Genomic DNA, 19,690 nt, shown 5'->3' with positions numbered 1-19,690 from the left:
GAAGAAGAGGAGTATCCCATCCGCGCGCTGCAGAGAGGGGGCGGCTGCTGAAAGCCCCTGCGCAGGTCGGGAGAAGGTCGCTTCGGAGCGGGCGTGCCGAACCTGCAGTAGGCCGCACGGGTGCTCCCGTTACAGAGCCAGAGTGCCCGCCCATGGCGGGAATTCAGGTGGTACCACGGTAATCTGCATCGCCCTGAGCATATTATGAAGCTCAGGGCGATTTTTATCGTCAAAAAGGAGAAGACTATGAAAGAACTGCCAAAGACCTACGAGCCGCGCGACGTTGAGGACCGGCTCTACAAATTCTGGGTAGACAACGGCTATTTCCATGCCGAGCGCGACCCGGACAAGAAGCCCTTTACCATCGTCATGCCGCCCCCCAATGTCACAGGCCAGCTCCATATGGGCCATGCCATGGACGCTGCCATGCAGGACGTGCTCATCCGCTTCAAGCGCATGCAGGGCTATTCCGCCCTCTGGATCCCCGGCGTGGACCATGCCGGTATTGCCACGCAGATCCGCGTGGAGGAGGAGCTGCGCAAGGAGGGCAAGACCCGCTATGACCTCGGCCGCGAGAAGTTCCTCGAGCGCGTCTGGGCCTGGAAGCATCAGTACGGTGACCGTATCGTCGAGCAGCAGAAGCGCCTCGGCGCGTCCTGCGACTGGGACCGCGCCCGCTTCACCATGGACGAGGGCTGCTCGAAGGCTGTCCGTGAGGTGTTCGTGAACCTGTATGAGCAGGGCCTCATCTACAAGGGCAGCCGCATCATCAACTGGTGCCCGCACTGCGTCACGGCTCTGTCCGATGCCGAGGTCGAATATGTCGACAAGCCCGGCCATCTGTGGCATGTGCGCTATCCGCTGGCAGACGGCTCCGGCGAGGTCATCATCGCGACGACCCGGCCCGAGACCATGCTCGGCGACTCCGGCGTGTGCGTCAACCCGAACGACGAGCGCTACAAGGACATCGTCGGCAAGAACGTCATTCTGCCGCTCGTCGGCAAGGAGATCCCCGTCGTGGCGGACGACTATGCCGAAATGGACTTCGGCACCGGCTGCGTCAAGATGACGCCGGCTCACGACCCGAACGACTTTGAGGTCGGCCTGCGCCACAACCTCGAGGTCATCCGCGTCCTCGACGACAAGGGTGTCGTCAACGAGAACGGCGGCAAATATCAGGGCCTCGACCGCTATGAGGCGCGCAAGCAGATCGTCGCCGACCTCGAGGAGCAGGGCTACCTCGTGAAGGTCGAGCCGTATAACCACAATGTCGGCACCTGCTACCGCTGCCACCGCGACGTCGAGCCGATCATCTCCGCTCAGTGGTTCGTAAAGATGAAGCCGCTGGCCGAAGAGGCGCTGCGCGTTGTGAACGACGGCGAGACGAAGTTTGTTCCGGAGCGCTTCACAAAAATTTATACGAACTGGATGGAGAACGTCCGTGACTGGTGCATCTCCCGTCAGCTGTGGTGGGGCCATCAGATCCCGGCGTGGTACTGCGCCGACTGCGGCCATATGACCGTTTCCCGCGAGGATGCGACCTGCTGCGAAAAGTGTGGCAGCAAGCATATCACCCGCGATGAGGACGTGCTTGACACCTGGTTCTCCTCGGCGCTGTGGCCGTTCGAGACCCTCGGCTGGCCGGACACGAATGCGGAGGACTTCCGGTACTTCTATCCGACGGATGTGCTCGTGACGGGCTATGATATCATTTTCTTCTGGGTCGCACGCATGATCTTCTCGGCCTGCAAGCAAACGGGCCGCCCGCCGTTCCACACCGTGCTGATTCACGGCCTTGTCCGCGACGACAAGGGCCGCAAGATGTCCAAGTCCCTCGGCAACGGCATCGATCCGCTCGAGATGATCGACCGCTACGGCTCGGACGCTCTGCGCATGAACATGCTCACGTCCAATTCGCCCGGCAACGACATGCGCTTCTATATCGAGCGCTGCGAGGCCATGCGCAACTTTGCCAATAAGCTCTGGAACGCCAGCCGCTATGTCATGATGAACCTCAGCATCGACAAAAACGAGCTGCCCGCCCTGTCCGAGCTCGAGACGTCCGACAAGTGGATCCTCTCGAAGCTCAATACGCTCATTGCCGACGTCACGGAGAACCTCGACAAGTATGAGCTCGGCGTCGCCGTCCAGAAGATCTATGACTTCATCTGGGACAGCTACTGCGACTGGTATATCGAGCTGACAAAGGCCCGCCTCTATGGCGAGGACGAGGCTCAGAAGCGCTCTGCCCAGCAGGTGCTGCTGTATGTGCTCGACCAGATCCTGCGCCTGATGCACCCGTTCATGCCGTTCATCACAGAGGAGATCTGGCAGGCCATCCCGCACGAGGGCGAGGCACTGATCGTCGCCGCATGGCCGAAGTACCGCGAGGATCTCTGCTTCCAGGCGGAGGAGGACGGCATGGAGAGCATCATGCAGGCCATCCGCGCCGTGCGCAACCGCCGCGCCGAGATGAATGTACCGCCTGCGCGCCGCACGACGCTTTATATCGTCACGGAGAAGCAGGATCTGTTCTCTGCCGGTATCCCGTTCATCACCCGTCTGGCCTATGCCGAGCGCGTTGTCGTCCTGGCTGAGGAGCCGGAGGGCCATGGCTCCATGGTGTCCTGCGTGACGCACGACGCCAAGCTGTTCCTGCCGATGGAGGAGCTTGTGGATGTGGACAAGGAGCTCGCCCGCATCGCCAAGGAGAAGGAGAAGGTCCAGAAGGGCCTTGCCGGTGTGCAGGCTAAGCTTGGCAATCCGGGCTTTGCCGCAAAGGCACCGGAGCAGGTCGTCCGCGCAGAGCAGGAGAAGGCCGAAAAGTACGCCGCCCTGCTGCGTCAGCTCGAGGAGAGCGAAGCACGGCTGAAGGATCTCTGATTTTTATCGACCGCCATTTCGGGGCTGCTGCATGGATTTGCGGCAGCTCCGTTTTTTGGGCTTTATTTCTGGAACGAGTTGGTGTATAATTTATTCTGAATGAATGGCGGCCTGCCGCCAGACAGGAAGGATGACTTTGATGGAGAATTTCGACGCGGAGCAGCCGATGGAGGACCTGCAGGAGCAGACTCCGAAGAAGGAACCGAAAAATCCGCTCTATGACTGCTACTCGCTTTTGCATGACCTTGTCTATATTCTGGCCGCGATCACGATCGTGTTTGTGTTCTTCGTCCGTCTCGTCGGCGTGGACGGCCCGTCCATGATGCCGACGCTGCAGGACGGCGACTATGTGGCACTGCTGAGCAATCTGTTTATGGGCGACCTCGAGCAGGGCGACGTCATCGTCGCGCGCAAGGAGAGCTTTGAAAACGGCGAGCCGATCGTCAAGCGCGTCATCGCCACGGAGGGTCAGACCGTGGATATCCTCTATGACGGAAACGGCTATGGCACGGTCTACGTCGACGGCGAGCCGCTGGACGAGCCCTATATCTTGGAACCGATGGTACAGCCCTACTATGACCGCACGAGCTTCCCCCTGACCGTGGACGAGGGCTGCCTCGTCGTGATGGGCGATAACCGCAACCGCTCTGCTGACAGCCGCTATGCCTCCATTGGGCAGATCGAGGAATCACAGGTCATCGGCAAGGTGCTGTGCATTCTGTTCCCAGGCTGCGGCGAGAGCGCTTCGCGCGACTTTGGACGGATCGGAGCGCTGGACAATGGATGACCGCATGAATATCCAGTGGTATCCGGGCCACATGACCAAGACCCGGCGGAATATGGAGGCTGACCTCAAGCTCGTGGACGCCGTCTGCGAGATCGTGGACGCACGCATCCCGTTTTCCAGCCGGAACCCGGACATTGACGCCATCTGCGGGCAGAAGCCCCGCATGATGATCCTCAACCGCATCGATCTGGCCGATCCGGCCGCTACGGACGTCTGGCAGAATTACTGGCAGGCGCAGGGCATGACCGTTGTGCGCACGGACTGCAAGAGCCGCCGCGGCATCGACCGCTTCGTGCCCGCCGTCCGCTCCATGCTGGCGGAGAAGCTGCAGCGCTATGCGGACAAGGGACAGACCGGCCGCGCACTGAAGCTGATGATCGTCGGCATCCCGAACGTGGGAAAATCGACCTTCATCAATCAGATCGCCGGGCGCAAGGGCGCAAAGGCGGAGAACCGCCCCGGCGTCACGCGCGGCAAGCAGTGGGTCACGGTGGACAGCGGCCTTCTGCTGCTCGACACGCCGGGCATCCTCTGGCCGAAATTCGACGATGAGGAGGTCGGCCGCAGGCTGGCCTATACCGGCGCGGTCAAGGACGACGTACTGGATGTGGAGACGCTGGCCTGCCATCTGGCGGCCATGCTCTGGGCGCGTTACCCCGAGGCCATGCGCGCCCGCTATAAGCTCGACCCGCCGGAGGACGCCTTCGGCTATGATCTGCTGACCGAGGCGGGCCGCCGCCGCGGCTTCCTGCTGGCGCGCGGCGAGATCGACACGGAGCGCATGGCGCGTGTGCTGCTGGAGGAATACCGCAGCTGTAAGATCGGCCGCTTTACGCTGGAGGACCCTCCGGAAAGGACAGAGGCATGCGCTACGAACTGATCCGCGAGATCTTCAATCTCTGCAGCAACAACCAGATGCGCGACGTGTTCGTCAGTGAGGTAGAGACCTCGGACCCGGAGGCCGTCGCGCGGACATACTGCCGCGGTAAGGACGTCACGATGGACCGCACGGACAACGAAGACGGCAGCATCATATTCGACGTGGTGGCGGACGGCCTGCATCAGCGCCTGAGCTTCACACCGGATGATTAAGAAAGAGCAAGACCGCATAATTCTCTTCGGCCTTCGCCGGACATTTTTCGCCGAATGCACTTGCTGAATTGTGCGGTATTGCCTAAGATAAATGAGGAATTGGCATGACGGAACTTTGGAATTACGAAAACCGCTGCTGGGAGGCGGGCTATGAGACGGTCTGCGGCGTAGACGAGGCCGGGCGCGGCCCGCTGGCCGGACCGGTGTGCGCTGCGGCAGTCATCCTGCCGCGCGGGCTGGACATTCCCGGCCTGAACGACTCGAAAAAGCTGACGGCCAAGCGCCGCGAGGCGCTGTATGACATTATCACGGAGCAGGCGCTCGCCTACGGCATCGCGTTTGCCTCCGAGCAGGAGATCGACGAGATCAACATACTGCAGGCGACGTTCCTCGCGATGCGCCGCGCCATGGACCAGCTCCGGGTGCGGCCGGATATCGCCCTGATCGACGGCAACCGCGAGACGGACTTCGGTCTTCCCGTGCAGACGATCGTCAAGGGCGACAGCCTGAGCGCCAATATCGCGGCTGCGTCCATTCTGGCCAAGGTGACGCGGGACCGCTTCATGCTGGAAATGGACGAGAAATATCCGCAGTACGGCTTTGCCACGCACAAGGGCTACGGTACGCGCGCGCACTATGCGGCGCTGCGCGAATTCGGCCCATGCCCCATCCATCGCCGCACGTTCCTGAAGAATCTCCATGCGGAATGATCTGACGGGCCGCTGGGGCGAGGAGACTGCGGCGGCCTATCTGCGCCGCAGGCACTATACCATCGTGGCGGCGAATTACCGCTGCCGCCTCGGCGAGATCGACCTGATCGCGGAAAACCGCGACTATCTCGTCTTTGTCGAGGTCAAGCTGCGCAAAAGCGCCGCATTTGCCGAAGCGCTGGAATTTGTCGACCGGCACAAGCAGGAACGCATCCGCCGCACGGCAGAACTGTACTTATGTGAGCACCCGGAGCAGACGAAGCAGCCGCGCTTCGACGTCATCGAGGTCTACGCGCCTTTTGGCACGGAGACAAAGCGGCCGGAGATCCGGCATCTGGAGGATGCATTTTCATGAAGCTGTTTGACGGACACTGCGACACCGCCTATGAGCTGTTGAAGCGCGGCGAGGGGCTGGCGCGAAACTCCTGCCATATCGACCTGCAGAAGGCGGCCGGACTGGAGGCCTATGCGCAGGTCTTTGCCTTCTGCAGCAACGCCGGCCGGCCTGGCGGCGGGACGGAGCGCCTGCTGACGGAGCCGCTGGCCCTCCTGTGCCGCGAGGTGGAGAAGAACCGCAGCCGCATCGGCTTTGCCGCAAACGGTGTGGAGGCCCTGCGCCTGACGGAGCAGGGGAGGATCGCCGCGCTGCTGTCCGTGGAGGGCTGCGAGGTCATCGGCTGCGACCCGGGCAGACTCGAATGGCTGCGGGAGCAGGGCTTCTGCATGCTCACGCTGACGTGGAATGCCGACAACGCGCTTGCGGGCTGGCACGGCTCCGCGCTTGGCCTGACGCCGCGTGGGCGCGACTTTGTCCGGGAGGCGCAGCGGCTCGGCCTGCGGATCGATGTGAGTCATCTGTCCGAAGCTGCGTTCTGGCAGCTCATGGACTGCACGCAGGCTCCCATTTTGGCCAGTCATTCCAATTGCCGCGTTCTGTGCGACTGCACGCGGAACCTGACGGACGATCAGCTCCGATCGCTGGCGCAGACCGGCGGCACGGTCGGCCTGAACCTCTATCCGCCGTTCCTCGGCGGGAGAGCGGATTTCGACACGCTGCGCGCCCATCTCGAGCACATGCTCACGCTCTGCGGCGAGGACCATGTGGCCCTCGGCGGCGACCTCGACGGCTGCGACGAGCTGGCGCGCGGCTTTACGGACGTCTCCTCGTGGGCTTCGTTTTATGCGTATTTACAGGCTGCGGGCTATCCCGCGGACCTGCTCGACCGGATCTTTTTCCGGAACCTTCTGCAACTGCTGCAATGAAAGGAGCGTGAGGGATGGCCCTTTACGCGATTGGAGACCTGCATCTTTCCCTCGGCAGCGACAAGCCGATGGACGTCTTCGGCGGCGCGTGGGTCGGCTATGTGGACAAGCTCCGCGAAGGCCTGTCCGTCATCGGGCCGGAGGACACGACCGTCCTGCTCGGGGACCTGTCCTGGGCGCTGGACCTGAACGGCGCGCGCGAGGATTTTGCCATGATCGCCGCCATTCCGGGGCGGAAGATCATCGTCAAGGGAAATCACGACTACTGGTGGACGACGGCCGCGAAATTCTACCGCTTCTGCGAGGAAAACGGCTTTCCGGACCTGTATCTGCTGAATAACAACTGCTATTTCTATAACGGCATCGCCCTGACCGGCACGCGCGGCTGGTTCTTTGAAGAGGACGCGCCGGACGGCAGTCATAACGATAAAATTTTCAAGCGGGAGCTGCTGCGTCTGGAGGCCTCGCTCCGCGCGGCGGGAGATACGCCCGAAAAGCTGTGCTTTCTGCACTATCCGCCGCGCTACCGCGGCTACGAATGCCCGGAAATTCTGGCGCTCCTCGAGCGCTACGGCGTGAAGGAATGCTGCTACGGCCACCTGCACGGCAGCAGCCACCGCCTTGCCATCGAGGGCGTGCACCACGGCGTGACCTACCGGCTCTGCGCTGCGGATTATACGAATTTTGCCCCGATCCGGCTTCGCTGAATATTTTCCCTGTAATTTTCCTGCGGAAAAACCGAAAATTCACAAAATCGACTTGTTTTTTTGTGAATAGTCTGATAAAATAGTGCGGATTCATCAAGGTATCAATGCGCGCCGACCGGCGCAGCACATAGGAGGATGTTAGAAATGAATGTCAAAAGCGTAGAGAAAGAAGCGACCCGCGCATCCGTTACGGTGGAACTGACCCGTGAGGAGCTGGAGCCTGCCCTGAACCGCGCCTATCTGAAGTACCGCAAGGATATCATGATCCCCGGCTTCCGCAAGGGTCATGCTCCGCGTATGGTCATCGAGGCTGCCTATGGCAAGCATGTCTTCTTTGAGGACGCTGTCGAGGATATGTTCCCGGATATCTACAAGGATGCCGTCCTGACGCAGGACATCCGTCCCGTCGGCCGCCCGAGCGTTTCCAAGATGGACATCGCCGACGACGGCGCCGTCACGCTGACGATCGTGACGGATCTGTATCCCGTTGCTGAGCTTGGCGAATATAAGAATCTCGAGATCGAGAAGGCCGAGGTCGAGGTCAAGGAGTCCGAGGTCGAGGCCGAGCTGGACCGCATGGCCCAGAACGTTGCCCGCATCACCACGGTCGACCGCCCGGCACAGGAGGGGGACACCGCCGTGATCGACTTCGAGGGCTTTGAGAACGGCAAGGCCTTTGCGGGCGGCAAGGGCGAGAATTACGAGCTGAAGCTCGGTTCCCACACCTTCATCCCCGGCTTTGAGGAGCAGGTCGCCGGCATGAGCGCCGGTGAGGAGAAGGACATCGACGTCACGTTCCCGGCTGACTATCACGCCGAGGAGCTTGCCGGTAAGCCCGTCGTCTTCAAGGTCAAGGTCCATGAGGTCAAGGAGACCGTCGTTCCCGAGAAGGACGACGAGTTTGTCAAGGACGTCTCCGAGTTCGACACCGTCGCCGAGCTGCGCGCCGACATCGAGAAGCGCATCCGCGACGAAAAGCAGGCCGGGATCGACCGCGCGTTCGAGAACGCCGCCGTCGAGAAGGCTGCCGCCAACATGACCGTCGAGATCCCCGACAGCATGATCGACGAGGAGCTCGATCAGGAGATGGAGCGCATGGACTATGAGCTCCGCTCTCAGGGTGCCTCTCTGCAGGCCTATGCCCAGATGATGGGCGGCGACATGAACGCCATCCGAAACAGCCTGCGTCCGTCCGCTCAGGCCGCTGTCCGCACGAACGTCCTGCTGGACGCCGTTGCTGCCGCTGAGAACATCGAGGTCAGCGAGGAAGAGTGCGAGGAAGAATACAAGAAGCTCGCCGAGAGCTACAAGATGGAGCTGGACGACGTCAAGAAGGCCCTGAACGCCGACGGCCTGAAGAGCGATCTCAAGCTGCGCAAGGCTGCCCGTCTCATCGCCGACTCCGCTGTCGCCGTTGCACCCAAGGCCCCCGAGGCCGCCGAAGAGGCTCCTGCCTCCGAGGAATAATCCGCCTGCAGAGCGGTTAGAATGTTTCTGATTCCTGCTGCGGCAGGCGATCCGCACTCCCGCCGGTGACCCCGGCGGGAATGCACGCAGAAAGGAGCATGATTATGAGTTTGGTTCCCTATGTCGTCGAGCAGACGAGCCGCGGAGAGCGTTCCTATGACATTTTCTCCCGCCTTCTGAACGACCGCATCATCTTCCTGTCGGAGGAGGTCAACGACACGACCGCCAGCCTGATCGTCGCCCAGCTTCTCTATCTGGAGGCGCAGGACCCCGACAAGGACATTCAGTTCTACATCAACAGCCCGGGCGGCGTGGTAACGGCCGGACTTGCGATTTATGACACCATGCAGTATATCAAGTGCGATGTTTCCACGATCTGCATCGGCATGGCCGCGTCCATGGGCGCGTTCCTGCTGTCGTCCGGCACGAAGGGCAAGCGCCTCGCCCTGCCGAACGCGGAGATCATGATCCATCAGCCGTCCGGCGGCGCGCAGGGTCAGGTCACGGATATCGAGATCCACGCCCAGCGCATCGCGGATGTGAAGCGCCGTCTGAATGAAATTCTGGCGAAGAACACCGGCAGACCCGTTGAAGAAGTCGCCCGCGACTGCGAGCGCGACCATTTCCTCACGGCCGAGCAGGCGAAGGAATACGGCATCGTGGACAAGGTGATCTATCAGCGCTAAACCCGAGGAGGAAGTAAATTTGGCAGAAAAACTCATCCGATGCTCCTTCTGCGGCAAGACGCAGGCACAGGTCAAGCGGATCATGTCCGGGCCGAATGCCTATATCTGCAACGAATGCGTGGAGCTGTGCAGCACGATCCTGCACGAGGAGATGTATGAGACCGGCAGCTCCGAGCTGGCCGTTCCCGATCATCTGCCCACGCCGAAAGAGATCAAGGAATATATGGACGGTTATATCATCGGTCAGGATGAGGCGAAGATCGCCCTGTCCGTGGCGGTGTATAACCATTACAAGCGCATTTTCTACGGCGGCGACTCCGATGTGGAGCTGCAGAAGAGCAATATCCTGCTCATCGGCCCGACGGGCTGCGGCAAAACGCTCTTTGCGCAGACGCTCGCCAAAATCCTGAACGTTCCGTTCGCCATCGCCGATGCGACCACGCTCACCGAAGCGGGCTATGTCGGCGAGGATGTCGAGAACATTCTCCTGCGCCTGCTGCAGGCGGCAGACTTCGACGTCGAGCTGGCGGAGCGCGGCATCATCTATATCGACGAGATGGATAAGATCGCCCGCAAGAGCGAGAACACCTCCATCACGCGCGACGTGTCCGGCGAGGGCGTGCAGCAGGCACTGCTGAAAATTCTCGAGGGCACGACGGCGAACGTGCCGCCGCAGGGCGGCCGCAAGCACCCGCAGCAGGAGTTCATCCAGATCGACACGACGAACATCCTCTTCATCTGCGGCGGCGCCTTTGACGGCCTCGACAAGATCATCGAGCGCCGCGTGGACCGCAGCAGCCTCGGCTTCGGCGCAGAGCTGAAGAGCCGGAAGGAGCAGGACGTCGGCGAGCTGTTCCGGCAGGTGCAGCCGCACGATCTTCTGAAATTCGGCATCATCCCGGAGCTGGTCGGCCGTCTGCCGGTCGTCACGACCCTCGGCAGCCTGAAGAAGGAAGAGCTCGTGCGCATCCTGACCGAACCGAAGAACGCGCTGTGCCGCCAGTACCGCAAGCTGCTCGAGCTGGACAACGTGACGCTGGAATTTGAAAATGCGGCGCTCGACGCCATTGCGCAGAAGGCCATCGACCGCAAGATCGGTGCGCGCGGTCTGCGCGCCGTGCTGGAGAGCGTGATGACGAAGGTCATGTATGACATTCCCTCGGATCCCACGATTTCCGAGGTCCTGATCACACGCGCCTGCGTGGAGGACGGAAGCGAGCCGGAGATCCGGCACAAGGCCGGCGCTGCGCGCCGGAAGCGTCCGAGCGCAGGATAACAAGACACAGAAGGGGGCGTTGCGGACACTTGGGTGTCTGTGCGCCCCTTTTGTGGTCCGTCCCCGCATCCGGCGGGGAGGAAGGAGAACTATGAACGAACTGATTTTGTCTGAACGGATGCCGGTGCTCGCCATGCGCGGGCTGGTCCTTTTTCCGCAGGCAACCATGCACTTTGATGTGGGGCGGGAGAAGTCCGTTCGCGCGCTGGAGGCGGCGATGAACGCCGACCAGCACATTTTTCTGGTGACCCAGAAGGAGATCGAGCAGGATGATCCCGGCTTCGGTGATCTCTATGAGATCGGCACGGTCGCCCACGTCCTGCAGGTTCTGAAGATCCCCGGCGACACCGTGCGTGTGTTGGTGCAGGGCGAATACCGCGCCCGTGCCACGCAGATGCTGCAGACGGCGCCGTGCATGATGGCGCGCGTCGAGTCGATCCCCGAGGAGGAGACGCCGAGCATTACGCCGCGCACGGAGGCCCTGCTTCGGCAGGCTATCGAGCTGTTCGGCGAATATGCGGAGCTGTCGCAGCGCCCGATGCAGGACATCATGCTCCATTTGCTGTCCGAAAAGGATCCCGGCTCTGCGGCCGACATGACGGCGCAGGCGGCATCCTATGACTATAAGGAAAAAATGCGCGTTCTGTCCCAGCTTGCGCCGGTGCGCCGTCTGGAAACGGCGAACCGGCTGCTTGCGCGGGAGCTGGAGGTCCTGCGCCTCGAGGCCCAGCTGCAGGAGAAGACGCAGCAGAGCATTGACAAGGGCCAGCGCGATTATTATCTGCGTGAGCAGCTCAAAGTCATCCGCGGCGAGCTCGGCGAAAACGACGAGGACGCGGAGATCGATGAATACCGCGAGAAGATCGAGAAGCTCCACCTGCCGCAGGAGGCCGACGAGAAGCTCCACAAGGAGCTGCAGCGGCTGGAAAAGCAGCCGTATGGCTCCGCCGAGGCCAGCGTCATCCGCAATTACCTCGACGTCGCTCTCGAACTGCCGTGGAATACCCGCACGCGCGAGCGCACGGACATCCGCGTCGCCCGCCGCATCCTCGATGAGGACCATTTCGGCCTTGAGAAGGTGAAGGAGCGCATTCTGGAAATTCTGGCCGTGCGCCAGCTTGCCCCGGAGCAGCCGGGGCAGATCATCTGCCTCATCGGCCCTCCGGGCGTCGGCAAGACGTCCATCGCCATGAGCGTGGCCCGCGCTCTGAACCGGAAGCTTGCCCGCATCTCGCTCGGCGGCGTGCACGACGAGGCCGAGATCCGCGGCCATCGCAAGACCTATATCGGCGCGATGCCCGGCCGCATCCTGACTGCCATGCAGCAGGCAGGAACGCACAATCCGCTCCTGCTGCTCGATGAGATCGACAAGCTCGGCAGCGATTATCGCGGCGATCCGTCATCCGCCCTGCTCGAGGTGCTCGATGCGGAGCAGAACGCAACGTTCCGGGATAATTTCCTCGAAATTCCGTTCGACCTGAGCGAGTGCATGTTCATCACGACGGCCAACACGGCCGACACCATCCCGCGTCCGCTCCTCGACCGTATGGAGGTCATCGAGCTCGGCTCCTATACGGACGAGGAGAAGCGCAGCATCGCGCGCGACCATCTGCTGCCGCGCCAGCTCGCGAAAAACGGCCTGAAGAAATCGCAGGTCCGCGTGACGGACGATGCCCTGCGCGAGATCATCCGCTGCTACACGCGCGAATCCGGCGTGCGCAATCTCGAGCGCAAGCTCGGGGAGCTCTGCCGCAAATGCGCCGTGCAGCTCCTTTCAGACGAGGCCCCGCGCCGCGTGACCGTGACGGGCACGAATCTGGAGAGCTTCCTCGGCCCGCGCCGCATCCTGCCGGATAAGCTGCCGGAGACCGATCCGATCGGTCTTGTGACCGGCCTTGCCTGGACTTCCGTCGGCGGTGAGACTCTCGAGGTCGAGTGCAATGTCATGGACGGCAGCGGCAAGCTCATCCTGACCGGAAACCTCGGCGATGTGATGAAGGAGTCCGTGCAGGCGGCCGTGAGCTATCTGCGCACGCGTGCTGAGCAGCTGCACATCCCGTCCGACTTCTACAAGACGCGCGATATCCATGTCCACTTCCCGGAGGGTGCCGTGCCGAAGGACGGCCCGTCTGCCGGTATCGCCGTATGCACGGCGTTGGCCTCCGCGCTCAGCGGGACGCCGGTCCGCCGTGATATCGCCATGACGGGCGAGATCTCCATCCGCGGCCGCGTGCTTCCCATCGGCGGCCTGAAGGAGAAGACCATGGCAGCGCTGCGCCACGGCGTGAAGACCGTCATTATTCCGCACGAGAACGAAAAGGATCTGCAGGAGATCGATCAGACGGTGCGCCGCGCGCTCAACTTCCTGCTCGTCGACCATGCCGACGCCGTGCTGGACGCCGCGCTCGTCCGCCCCGTGCAGGAGGAGCCTGCGGTGCGCAAGACCACGGAGCGCGTCCTCCCGGTCGCGCAGCATGACACGGCCCAGCCGAATCAGGGGATCCGCCAATGATGAATTTACAGCGAGTGGAATTTGTAAAATCTGCGGCGCAGGCCGGTGCGTTCCTGCACGACGGCCTGCCGCAGATCGCCTTTGCCGGAAAATCAAACGTCGGAAAATCCTCCGTGCTGAACTGCGTGCTGCAGCGCAAAAATTTTGCGCGCGTCGGTCAGAAGCCGGGCAAGACCGTCCACATCAACTATTTCCGCGTGGACGGCAAGGCGCACTTCGTCGATCTGCCGGGATATGGCTATGCGCAGGTCGCTGAATCGGAAAAGGAACGCTGGGGCAAGCTCATGGAGGCCTATTTTACCGAGCCGGAGCCCATCGCCCTTGGCGTGATGATCGTCGATGCCCGCCACGCACCGACGAAGCTCGACTGCGTCATGGCGGACCTGTTCCGCAGCACCGGGCGGCCGTTCCTCGTCGTTGCCAACAAGCTCGATAAGCTGAAGGCACGCGAGATCAAGCCGAACCTTGCCTGCATCCGCGAAACGCTGCGTTTGGGCGAGCAGACACCGCTGCTGCCGTTCTCCGCAGAGAAGGGGACCGGCCGCGAGGCCCTTGTGCGCGCCATATTTGACGCGGTCGGCTAAGGATTGTGGGTTGCCATTTTCCTAAAATAATGGTATACTCTAAAGTGAAAGGAGCCGGAGGCGCATGGAAGAACCAACCTATCATCTTGCGGGCGTCATGCACACGCGCGATGAGCTGCCCGCAGATTTTGACGGTCCGCTGAGCGTCATCCTGCTTCTGCTGAGCAAAAACAAGATCGAAATTCAGGACGTCAGCATCACGTCCATTCTGGAGCAGTATCTGGCCTATCTCGACGAGATGAAGCGGCTGGATATGGAGATCGCCAGCGAATTCATCGCCATGGCGTCCCATCTCATGCTCATCAAAACAAAGATGCTGCTCTCCGCCGCCGAGCGCGAGGAGGCCATGAGCGAGATGGAGCTCCTCATTCGCTCCCTCGAGGAAAAGCAGCGCGCGGAGGCCTATGAGCAGATCCGCACGGCTGTGGCCTTCCTTGAGCCGCGCAGCGACATCGGCAACGGTTTTTTTCCACATGCGCCGCAGCCGCTCCGTCCGGACGCGACCTATCGCTACCGCCACGAGCCGCAGGATCTTCTGCGCGCCATGGCGGCCATGGCAGAGCGCAGCGAGCGGCGTCTGCCGCCGAAGCTCTCAAATTTTCAGGGAATCGTCGGCTTAGAGCCGTATCCCGTGACAAAAAAGGCCGCGCAGGTGCTCAAGCAGCTGCTGATGCGCGGCGTGGAGAAATTCTGCGCGCTGTTCCGCGGCAGCCGCTCGCGCAGTGAGATCGTTGCGACGTTCCTCGCCGTACTGGAGCTTTGCCGCGTGCATTCCGTCAGGCTGGAGGACGGCGACGACGATCTGAACATCCGCTTTTGCAAAATGCCGGAGGAAAGGGTAGAACATGGAACAGACGGAGCTGGAACGGGTAGCTGAGGCCATCCTGTTTGCGGCGGGCGAGCCGGTCGAGCTCGAACGCATTGCCATGGCCGCTGAATGCGACCCGGACGAGGCCGAGCAGGCCGTGCGTTCGCTGATGGACCGCCTGTCCTACGAGCGGCGCGGCATCCGTATCCTGCGCCTCGAGCACGCCTATCAGATGTGCTCCTCGGGCGAGATGTCCTCCTATGTGACCCGAGCACTGGAAACACGCAAGCCGCCCCGGCTTTCGTCCGCGCAGCTGGAGACCCTGACGGTCATTGCCTATTATCAGCCCGCAACGCGGGCCTACATCGAGCAGATCCGCGGCGTCGACAGCGCCTATTCCGTCGGCGCGCTGCTCAATAAGCACCTCATTGAGGAGTGCGGCAGGCTGAATGTGCCCGGACGGCCCATTCTGTATCGCACGACACCGGATTTCCTGCGCACGTTCGGTCTGGAATCGCTGGACGAGCTGCCGGAGATCGAAAAAATGCAGTTCGGCAAACAGGAACTGCCGCAGCAGGAGGAGGAAACAGAATCATGAGTCAGAATGTTTCGGAGCTTCTCGGCGCCTCTATGGCGAAGGTGCGCGAGATGGTCGATGCCAACACCGTTGTCGGTACGCCCATTTCCACGGGCGACGGCACGACGCTCATCCCGATCTCCAAGATCAGCTTTGCCATGGCTTCCGGCGGCAGCGACCTCAAGCCGAAGGCAGCCGCCTCTGCACTCCCGTTCGGCGGCGGTGCGGGCTGCGGCGTGAAGATCGTCCCGGTTGCCTTTCTGGTGCTGCAGGGCGAGCGGGTGCGTATGCTCCCGATCACTGAGCCTGCGACCTCGACGGCTGACCGCCTCATCGAGCAGATCCCGGAGCTGGTCGACCGCATCAACGAGATGATCTCGCAGTACCGCGCGGAGAAAAAGGTCGACGTCGACCTCGCATGAACCGCGCCTCACCGGGCATACTAGGCCCGGTGAGGAAGAATGAAACGAATGCTTCGGGCGGCGGCGCTTCTGATCGCTGCCGCCCTTTTGTCTCCGTGCGCGTCGGCCCTGTCGGCCTGCCGCGCCGCCGTGCTGGACGCGGACACCGGAGAGGTCTGCTTTGCACGCAATGCTTCAGAGCACGCGCTCATCGCCAGCACGACAAAGATCATGACGGGTCTGCTCATCGCAGAAGACTGCGATCCGGATGCCGTTGTCACCGTGCCGCAGGAGGCAGTCGGGATCGAAGGCTCTTCGCTCTATCTCAAGGCGGGGGAGCAGCTCACGGTCCGCGCTCTGCTCTACGGCCTGCTGCTGCACTCCGGCAACGATGCCGCCGTCGCGCTGGCTCTGGCGCACAGCGGCTCGGTCGGCGCCTTTGTGGAGGCCATGAACGGACGGGCGCGGGAGCTTGGCCTGCAGGACACCCATTTTACGAACCCGAACGGTCTGGACGCGCCGGAGCACTATTCCACGGCGCTCGACCTTGCGCGCCTGACGCGCGCCGCGCTGCAGGTCCCGGCCTTTGCCGAGGTCGTCGCCACGCGGCAGATCACGATCGAGGGGCGCAGCTTTACAAACCACAACCGCCTTTTGTGGTCTCTGGACGGCGCGATCGGCGTGAAGACAGGCTTCACCCGCGCAGCCGGGCGGACGCTCGTCAGCGCCGTGGAACGGAACGGACGGCGGCTCATTGCCGTCACGCTGTGCGCGCCGGACGACTGGCAGGATCATGCCTGCCTGTATGACGAGGCGTTTGCCGCCTTTTCCGAGCGTGAAGCGGTGAAGGCCGGGGCGTGCGTCGCGTCCGTGCCGCTGCTGTCCGGCGGAAGCGCTGAGCTTATGGCAGGGGAGTCCGTCACTTATGCGCAGCGCGACGGGGAAACCGTTACCGTACGGCCGCTCTGGCCGCGTGTGGCCTTTTCTGCCGGAACGCCCGGCGAACCCGCCGGAGAGGGCGGCGTATTTCTCGGGACGCGCTGCATCGCGCGCATCCCGCTGCTCTGGGGAGAGTGTACCGATGAGGGAACGAATTCAGAAGATCCTTTCTGCGCGCGGCGTTGCCTCGCGGCGCGCGGCGGAGGAGCTGATCCGGCAGGGCCGGGTCACGGTGGACGGGGTGCCGTGTGCGCTTGGCGCAACGGCGGAGCCGGACTGCCGGACCATTGCGGTCGATGGCGTTCCCATCCCGCCTCCGCCGGAGCACGTCTATCTGATGCTTTATAAGCCGCGCGGCTATATCACAACGCTGTCGGATGAACGCGGCCGCCGAACGGCCGCCTCGCTCGTAGACTGCGGCACGCGCGTCTATCCGGTCGGGCGGCTGGACTATGATTCTGAGGGCCTGCTGCTCTTTACGAACGACGGCGCGCTGGCCGACCGGCTGATGCACCCGCGCCGCGAGATCAGCAAGGTCTATGAGGTCACGGCCCGCGGCCCTCTGGACGGCGCGGCTGAGCGGCTGCGGCGTCCGCTCGTGCTCGACGGTTATCGCATCCGCCCGCCGGAGGTCGAGCAGACCGCGCCGGGCCGGTTTCTCATCACGATCCACGAGGGCAGAAATCGCCAGATCCGCCGCATGTGCGCGGCGGCCGGGCTGGAGGTGCTCCGGCTGCGGCGCATTGCAGAGGGACCGCTGCAGCTCGGAACGCTCGCGCCCGGCGCATGGCGTCCGCTCACCGAAGCGGAGCTTGCCGCGCTGCGGCAGGAAACAGAAGGGGGAGATCCTGTATGACGGCAGACATCCTGACGAACATACATAACAAGCTGACAACATTCTCCAAGGGCCAGCGCCGCATCGCGACCTATATTCTGGAGAGCTATGATAAGGCGGCCTTCCTGACGGCGGGCGCGCTCGGCAAGATCACGCAGGTGTCCGAGTCGACGGTCGTGCGCTTTGCGGCGGAGCTGGGCTATGACGGCTATCCCGCCATGCAGCGCGCGCTGCAGGAAATGGTGCTCAACCGCCTGACCTCCGTGCAGCGCATTGAGGTCACGGATGAGCGCCTCGGCGAGCAGGACGTCGTCTCGACGATCCTGCAGGCGGATATGGACCGGCTGCGCCATACGAACGAGCATCTCGACCGCGAGGCCTTCTCCGGCGCGGTGGAGGCCCTGCTGCAGGCGCGCTGCATCTATGTGCTCGGCGTCCGCTCCTCTGCGGCTCTCGCGAGCTCCCTGAGCTATTACCTGCACTATATGTTTGAAAACGTCCGACTCATCACGACGCCGTCGACGAGCGAGGTCTTTGAGCAGCTCGTCCGCATCTCGCCGCAGGACGCCGTCATCGGCATCAGCTTCCCGCGCTATTCCACGGCGACGGGCAAGGCGCTGCAGTACTGCCGCGAGGCAGGCGCGCAGGTCATTGCCCTGACGGACTCCGAAACGGCCCCCATCGCCCGCAGCGCGCACTATCTGCTCACGGCCAAGAGCGACATGGTCTCGCTCGTGGATTCGCTCGTCGCGCCGATGAGCGTTGTCAACGCCCTGATCGTCGCGCTGACGTCCCGCCGCAAGCACGAGACCGCGCAGACGCTCGACCGCCTGGAGCAGGTCTGGGATCAGTACCATGTCTATGAAAAAGTCCACATTTGACGCCGTGATCGTGGGCGGGGGAGCGGCAGGGCTGTTTGCCGCAGTTCAGGCCTCCGCGCGCGGGCGTAGGATCCTCCTGCTCGAAAAAAACAGCCGCTGCGGCAAAAAGCTCCTCATCACCGGCAAGGGCCGCTGCAATGTCACAAATGCCTGCACCGCCGAAGAGGCGCTGAAAAATATTCCGCGCAACGGGCGCTTCCTCTACAGCGCCATGGCGGCCTTCCCGCCGGAAGCGGCAATGGCCTTTTTTGAGCAGGGCGGCTGCCCGCTCAAGGTCGAGCGCGGCAACCGCGTGTTTCCCGTCTCGGACCGCTCCGCCGATGTTCTGAACGTGCTGGAGCGCGCGCTGCAGCGCGGCGGCGTCGAGCGGCGGCAGACGACGGTGACGGGCCTTTCGATCGCGGACGGCGCGATAAACGGCGTTCTGGCCTCGGACGGCCCGGTCGCATGCAGCACGGTGCTGCTGTGCACCGGCGGCGCGTCCTATCCGCTGACCGGCTCGACCGGCGACGGCTACCGTCTGGCGGAGCAGGCCGGGCACACGATCCAGCCGCCGTGCGGCTCGCTCGTGCCGCTCGTGAGCCCGGATGAAGCCTGCGCCGAGATGCAGGGCCTGTCCCTGCGCAACACGGGCGTGCAGCTCCGCGACGAAAAGGGGAAAACGGTCTATCAGGACTTCGGCGAGCTGCTGTTCACGCATTTCGGCGTCTCCGGCCCGACGGTCCTGTCGGCCTCGGCGCATCTGAAGCCGGGGAAGTCCTATTCCCTCGTGCTCGATCTGAAGCCTGCGCTGGACGAGGGAAAGCTTGATGCGCGCTTCCTGCGCGATCTCGAGGCCTATGCCAACCGCAGCATGGAAAATGCGCTGGCAGACCTCTTCCCGCACTCCATGATCCCCGTGCTGCTGCGGCGCGCCGGCATCGACCCGGCGCTGCGCGCCAATTCCCTGACCAGGCAGCAGCGGCGCGCCCTGCTCGAGGAGACGAAGCGCTTTGTGATCCCCATCTCCGGCACGCGGCCGGTGGAGGAGGCCATTATCACGCGCGGCGGTGTCAGCACAAAGGAGATCGACCCAAAGACCATGGCCTCGAAGCTCGTGCGCGGCCTGTATTTTGCGGGCGAGCTCATCGACTGCGATGCCTACACCGGCGGCTTCAATCTGCAGATCGCATGGGCCACGGCGCATGCGGCGGCACAGGTACTGTAATAGAATAATGTGCGTAAAACAGGGACTGTGCAGCGAGCACTGCGCGGTCTCTGTTCACTTTTTTCAGTTTTTCCG

Annotated in this window: 19 protein-coding genes, 2 pseudogenes and 1 other annotated feature (1 of these 22 running past the window's edge); all 21 genes and pseudogenes read left to right on the top strand. The window is 62.8% G+C overall.

Annotated features, from left to right (window positions below; all coding sequences use genetic code 11):
- Positions 1-199 (top strand) — a binding site (T-box leader) (it extends 11 nt beyond the left edge of the window).
- Between the two features lie 47 nt (positions 200-246).
- Entirely contained in the window at positions 247-2,883 is a 2,637-nt protein-coding gene (locus tag ACMKFF_RS01165) for a valine--tRNA ligase (RefSeq protein ID WP_419495784.1), read from the top strand.
- Between the two features lie 139 nt (positions 2,884-3,022).
- Entirely contained in the window at positions 3,023-3,670 is a 648-nt protein-coding gene (lepB, locus tag ACMKFF_RS01160; RefSeq protein WP_419495783.1) for a signal peptidase I, read from the top strand.
- Complete coding sequence (gene ylqF, locus ACMKFF_RS01155; RefSeq protein ID WP_419495782.1) at positions 3,663-4,550, top strand: ribosome biogenesis GTPase YlqF; 888 nt, start codon at positions 3,663-3,665, stop codon at positions 4,548-4,550. Before lepB ends, ylqF begins: the two co-directional genes overlap by 8 nt.
- Positions 4,535-4,762, top strand: coding sequence for a hypothetical protein (locus tag ACMKFF_RS01150; RefSeq protein ID WP_349135473.1), 228 nt, complete (start codon positions 4,535-4,537; stop codon positions 4,760-4,762). Before ylqF ends, ACMKFF_RS01150 begins: the two co-directional genes overlap by 16 nt.
- 104 nt (positions 4,763-4,866) lie before the next feature.
- The gene (locus ACMKFF_RS01145; RefSeq protein ID WP_349135472.1) at positions 4,867-5,472 is read left to right on the top strand and encodes a ribonuclease HII; all 606 of its coding nucleotides are present in this window, start codon (positions 4,867-4,869) and stop codon (positions 5,470-5,472) included.
- A complete protein-coding gene (locus tag ACMKFF_RS01140; RefSeq protein WP_417323896.1) occupies positions 5,462-5,827 on the top strand; it encodes a YraN family protein in 366 nt (121 codons plus the stop codon). The genes ACMKFF_RS01145 and ACMKFF_RS01140 overlap by 11 nt, the downstream gene beginning before the upstream one ends.
- Positions 5,824-6,735: a dipeptidase gene (locus ACMKFF_RS01135; protein ID WP_419495781.1), complete on the top strand. Its 912-nt coding sequence runs from the start codon at positions 5,824-5,826 to the stop codon at positions 6,733-6,735. Before ACMKFF_RS01140 ends, ACMKFF_RS01135 begins: the two co-directional genes overlap by 4 nt.
- 14 nt (positions 6,736-6,749) lie before the next feature.
- The gene (locus ACMKFF_RS01130; RefSeq protein WP_349135469.1) at positions 6,750-7,442 is read left to right on the top strand and encodes a metallophosphoesterase; all 693 of its coding nucleotides are present in this window, start codon (positions 6,750-6,752) and stop codon (positions 7,440-7,442) included.
- Positions 7,443-7,586: 144 nt separating this feature from the next.
- Positions 7,587-8,909: a trigger factor gene (gene tig, locus ACMKFF_RS01125; RefSeq protein WP_419495780.1), complete on the top strand. Its 1,323-nt coding sequence runs from the start codon at positions 7,587-7,589 to the stop codon at positions 8,907-8,909.
- A gap of 104 nt (positions 8,910-9,013) precedes the next feature.
- Complete coding sequence (gene clpP, locus ACMKFF_RS01120; RefSeq protein WP_349135490.1) at positions 9,014-9,595, top strand: ATP-dependent Clp endopeptidase proteolytic subunit ClpP; 582 nt, start codon at positions 9,014-9,016, stop codon at positions 9,593-9,595.
- 19 nt (positions 9,596-9,614) lie between these two features.
- Positions 9,615-10,871 carry an ATP-dependent Clp protease ATP-binding subunit ClpX gene (clpX, locus tag ACMKFF_RS01115; RefSeq protein WP_417323893.1) on the top strand — a complete coding sequence of 419 codons (1,257 nt, stop codon included), beginning with the start codon at positions 9,615-9,617 and terminating at the stop codon, positions 10,869-10,871.
- A gap of 91 nt (positions 10,872-10,962) precedes the next feature.
- Positions 10,963-13,383, top strand: a complete 2,421-nt coding sequence (gene lon / locus ACMKFF_RS01110; protein ID WP_419495779.1) for an endopeptidase La — start codon at positions 10,963-10,965, stop codon at positions 13,381-13,383.
- Positions 13,380-13,967, top strand: a complete 588-nt coding sequence (yihA, locus tag ACMKFF_RS01105) for a ribosome biogenesis GTP-binding protein YihA/YsxC (RefSeq protein WP_419495778.1) — start codon at positions 13,380-13,382, stop codon at positions 13,965-13,967. The genes lon and yihA overlap by 4 nt, the downstream gene beginning before the upstream one ends.
- 64 nt (positions 13,968-14,031) lie before the next feature.
- Complete coding sequence (locus ACMKFF_RS01100; protein WP_418464867.1) at positions 14,032-14,844, top strand: segregation and condensation protein A; 813 nt, start codon at positions 14,032-14,034, stop codon at positions 14,842-14,844.
- A complete protein-coding gene (gene scpB, locus ACMKFF_RS01095; protein ID WP_418464866.1) occupies positions 14,813-15,373 on the top strand; it encodes an SMC-Scp complex subunit ScpB in 561 nt (186 codons plus the stop codon). The genes ACMKFF_RS01100 and scpB overlap by 32 nt, the downstream gene beginning before the upstream one ends.
- A complete protein-coding gene (gene ytfJ / locus ACMKFF_RS01090) occupies positions 15,370-15,774 on the top strand; it encodes a GerW family sporulation protein (RefSeq protein ID WP_349135462.1) in 405 nt (134 codons plus the stop codon). Before scpB ends, ytfJ begins: the two co-directional genes overlap by 4 nt.
- A gap of 39 nt (positions 15,775-15,813) precedes the next feature.
- Positions 15,814-16,515: pseudogene (locus ACMKFF_RS01085) on the top strand (D-alanyl-D-alanine carboxypeptidase family protein); the annotation flags it as partial.
- Between the two features lie 163 nt (positions 16,516-16,678).
- Positions 16,679-16,894, top strand: a pseudogene (locus ACMKFF_RS01080) (hypothetical protein); the annotation flags it as partial.
- A gap of 135 nt (positions 16,895-17,029) precedes the next feature.
- Complete coding sequence (locus ACMKFF_RS01075; RefSeq protein WP_367927634.1) at positions 17,030-17,548, top strand: pseudouridine synthase; 519 nt, start codon at positions 17,030-17,032, stop codon at positions 17,546-17,548.
- Positions 17,545-18,408, top strand: a complete 864-nt coding sequence (locus ACMKFF_RS01070; protein WP_349135461.1) for a MurR/RpiR family transcriptional regulator — start codon at positions 17,545-17,547, stop codon at positions 18,406-18,408. Before ACMKFF_RS01075 ends, ACMKFF_RS01070 begins: the two co-directional genes overlap by 4 nt.
- Positions 18,383-19,615, top strand: a complete 1,233-nt coding sequence (locus ACMKFF_RS01065; RefSeq protein ID WP_419495777.1) for an NAD(P)/FAD-dependent oxidoreductase — start codon at positions 18,383-18,385, stop codon at positions 19,613-19,615. The genes ACMKFF_RS01070 and ACMKFF_RS01065 overlap by 26 nt, the downstream gene beginning before the upstream one ends.
- Positions 19,616-19,690 lie beyond the last annotated feature (75 nt).

Origin of the sequence: Faecousia sp., assembly GCF_048519415.1 — a bacterium.
GTDB lineage: Bacteria > Bacillota > Clostridia > Oscillospirales > Oscillospiraceae > JAZOXB01.
Note: the sequence above shows the minus strand (reverse complement) of the source record. Positions and strands in the feature narration are given on the sequence as shown.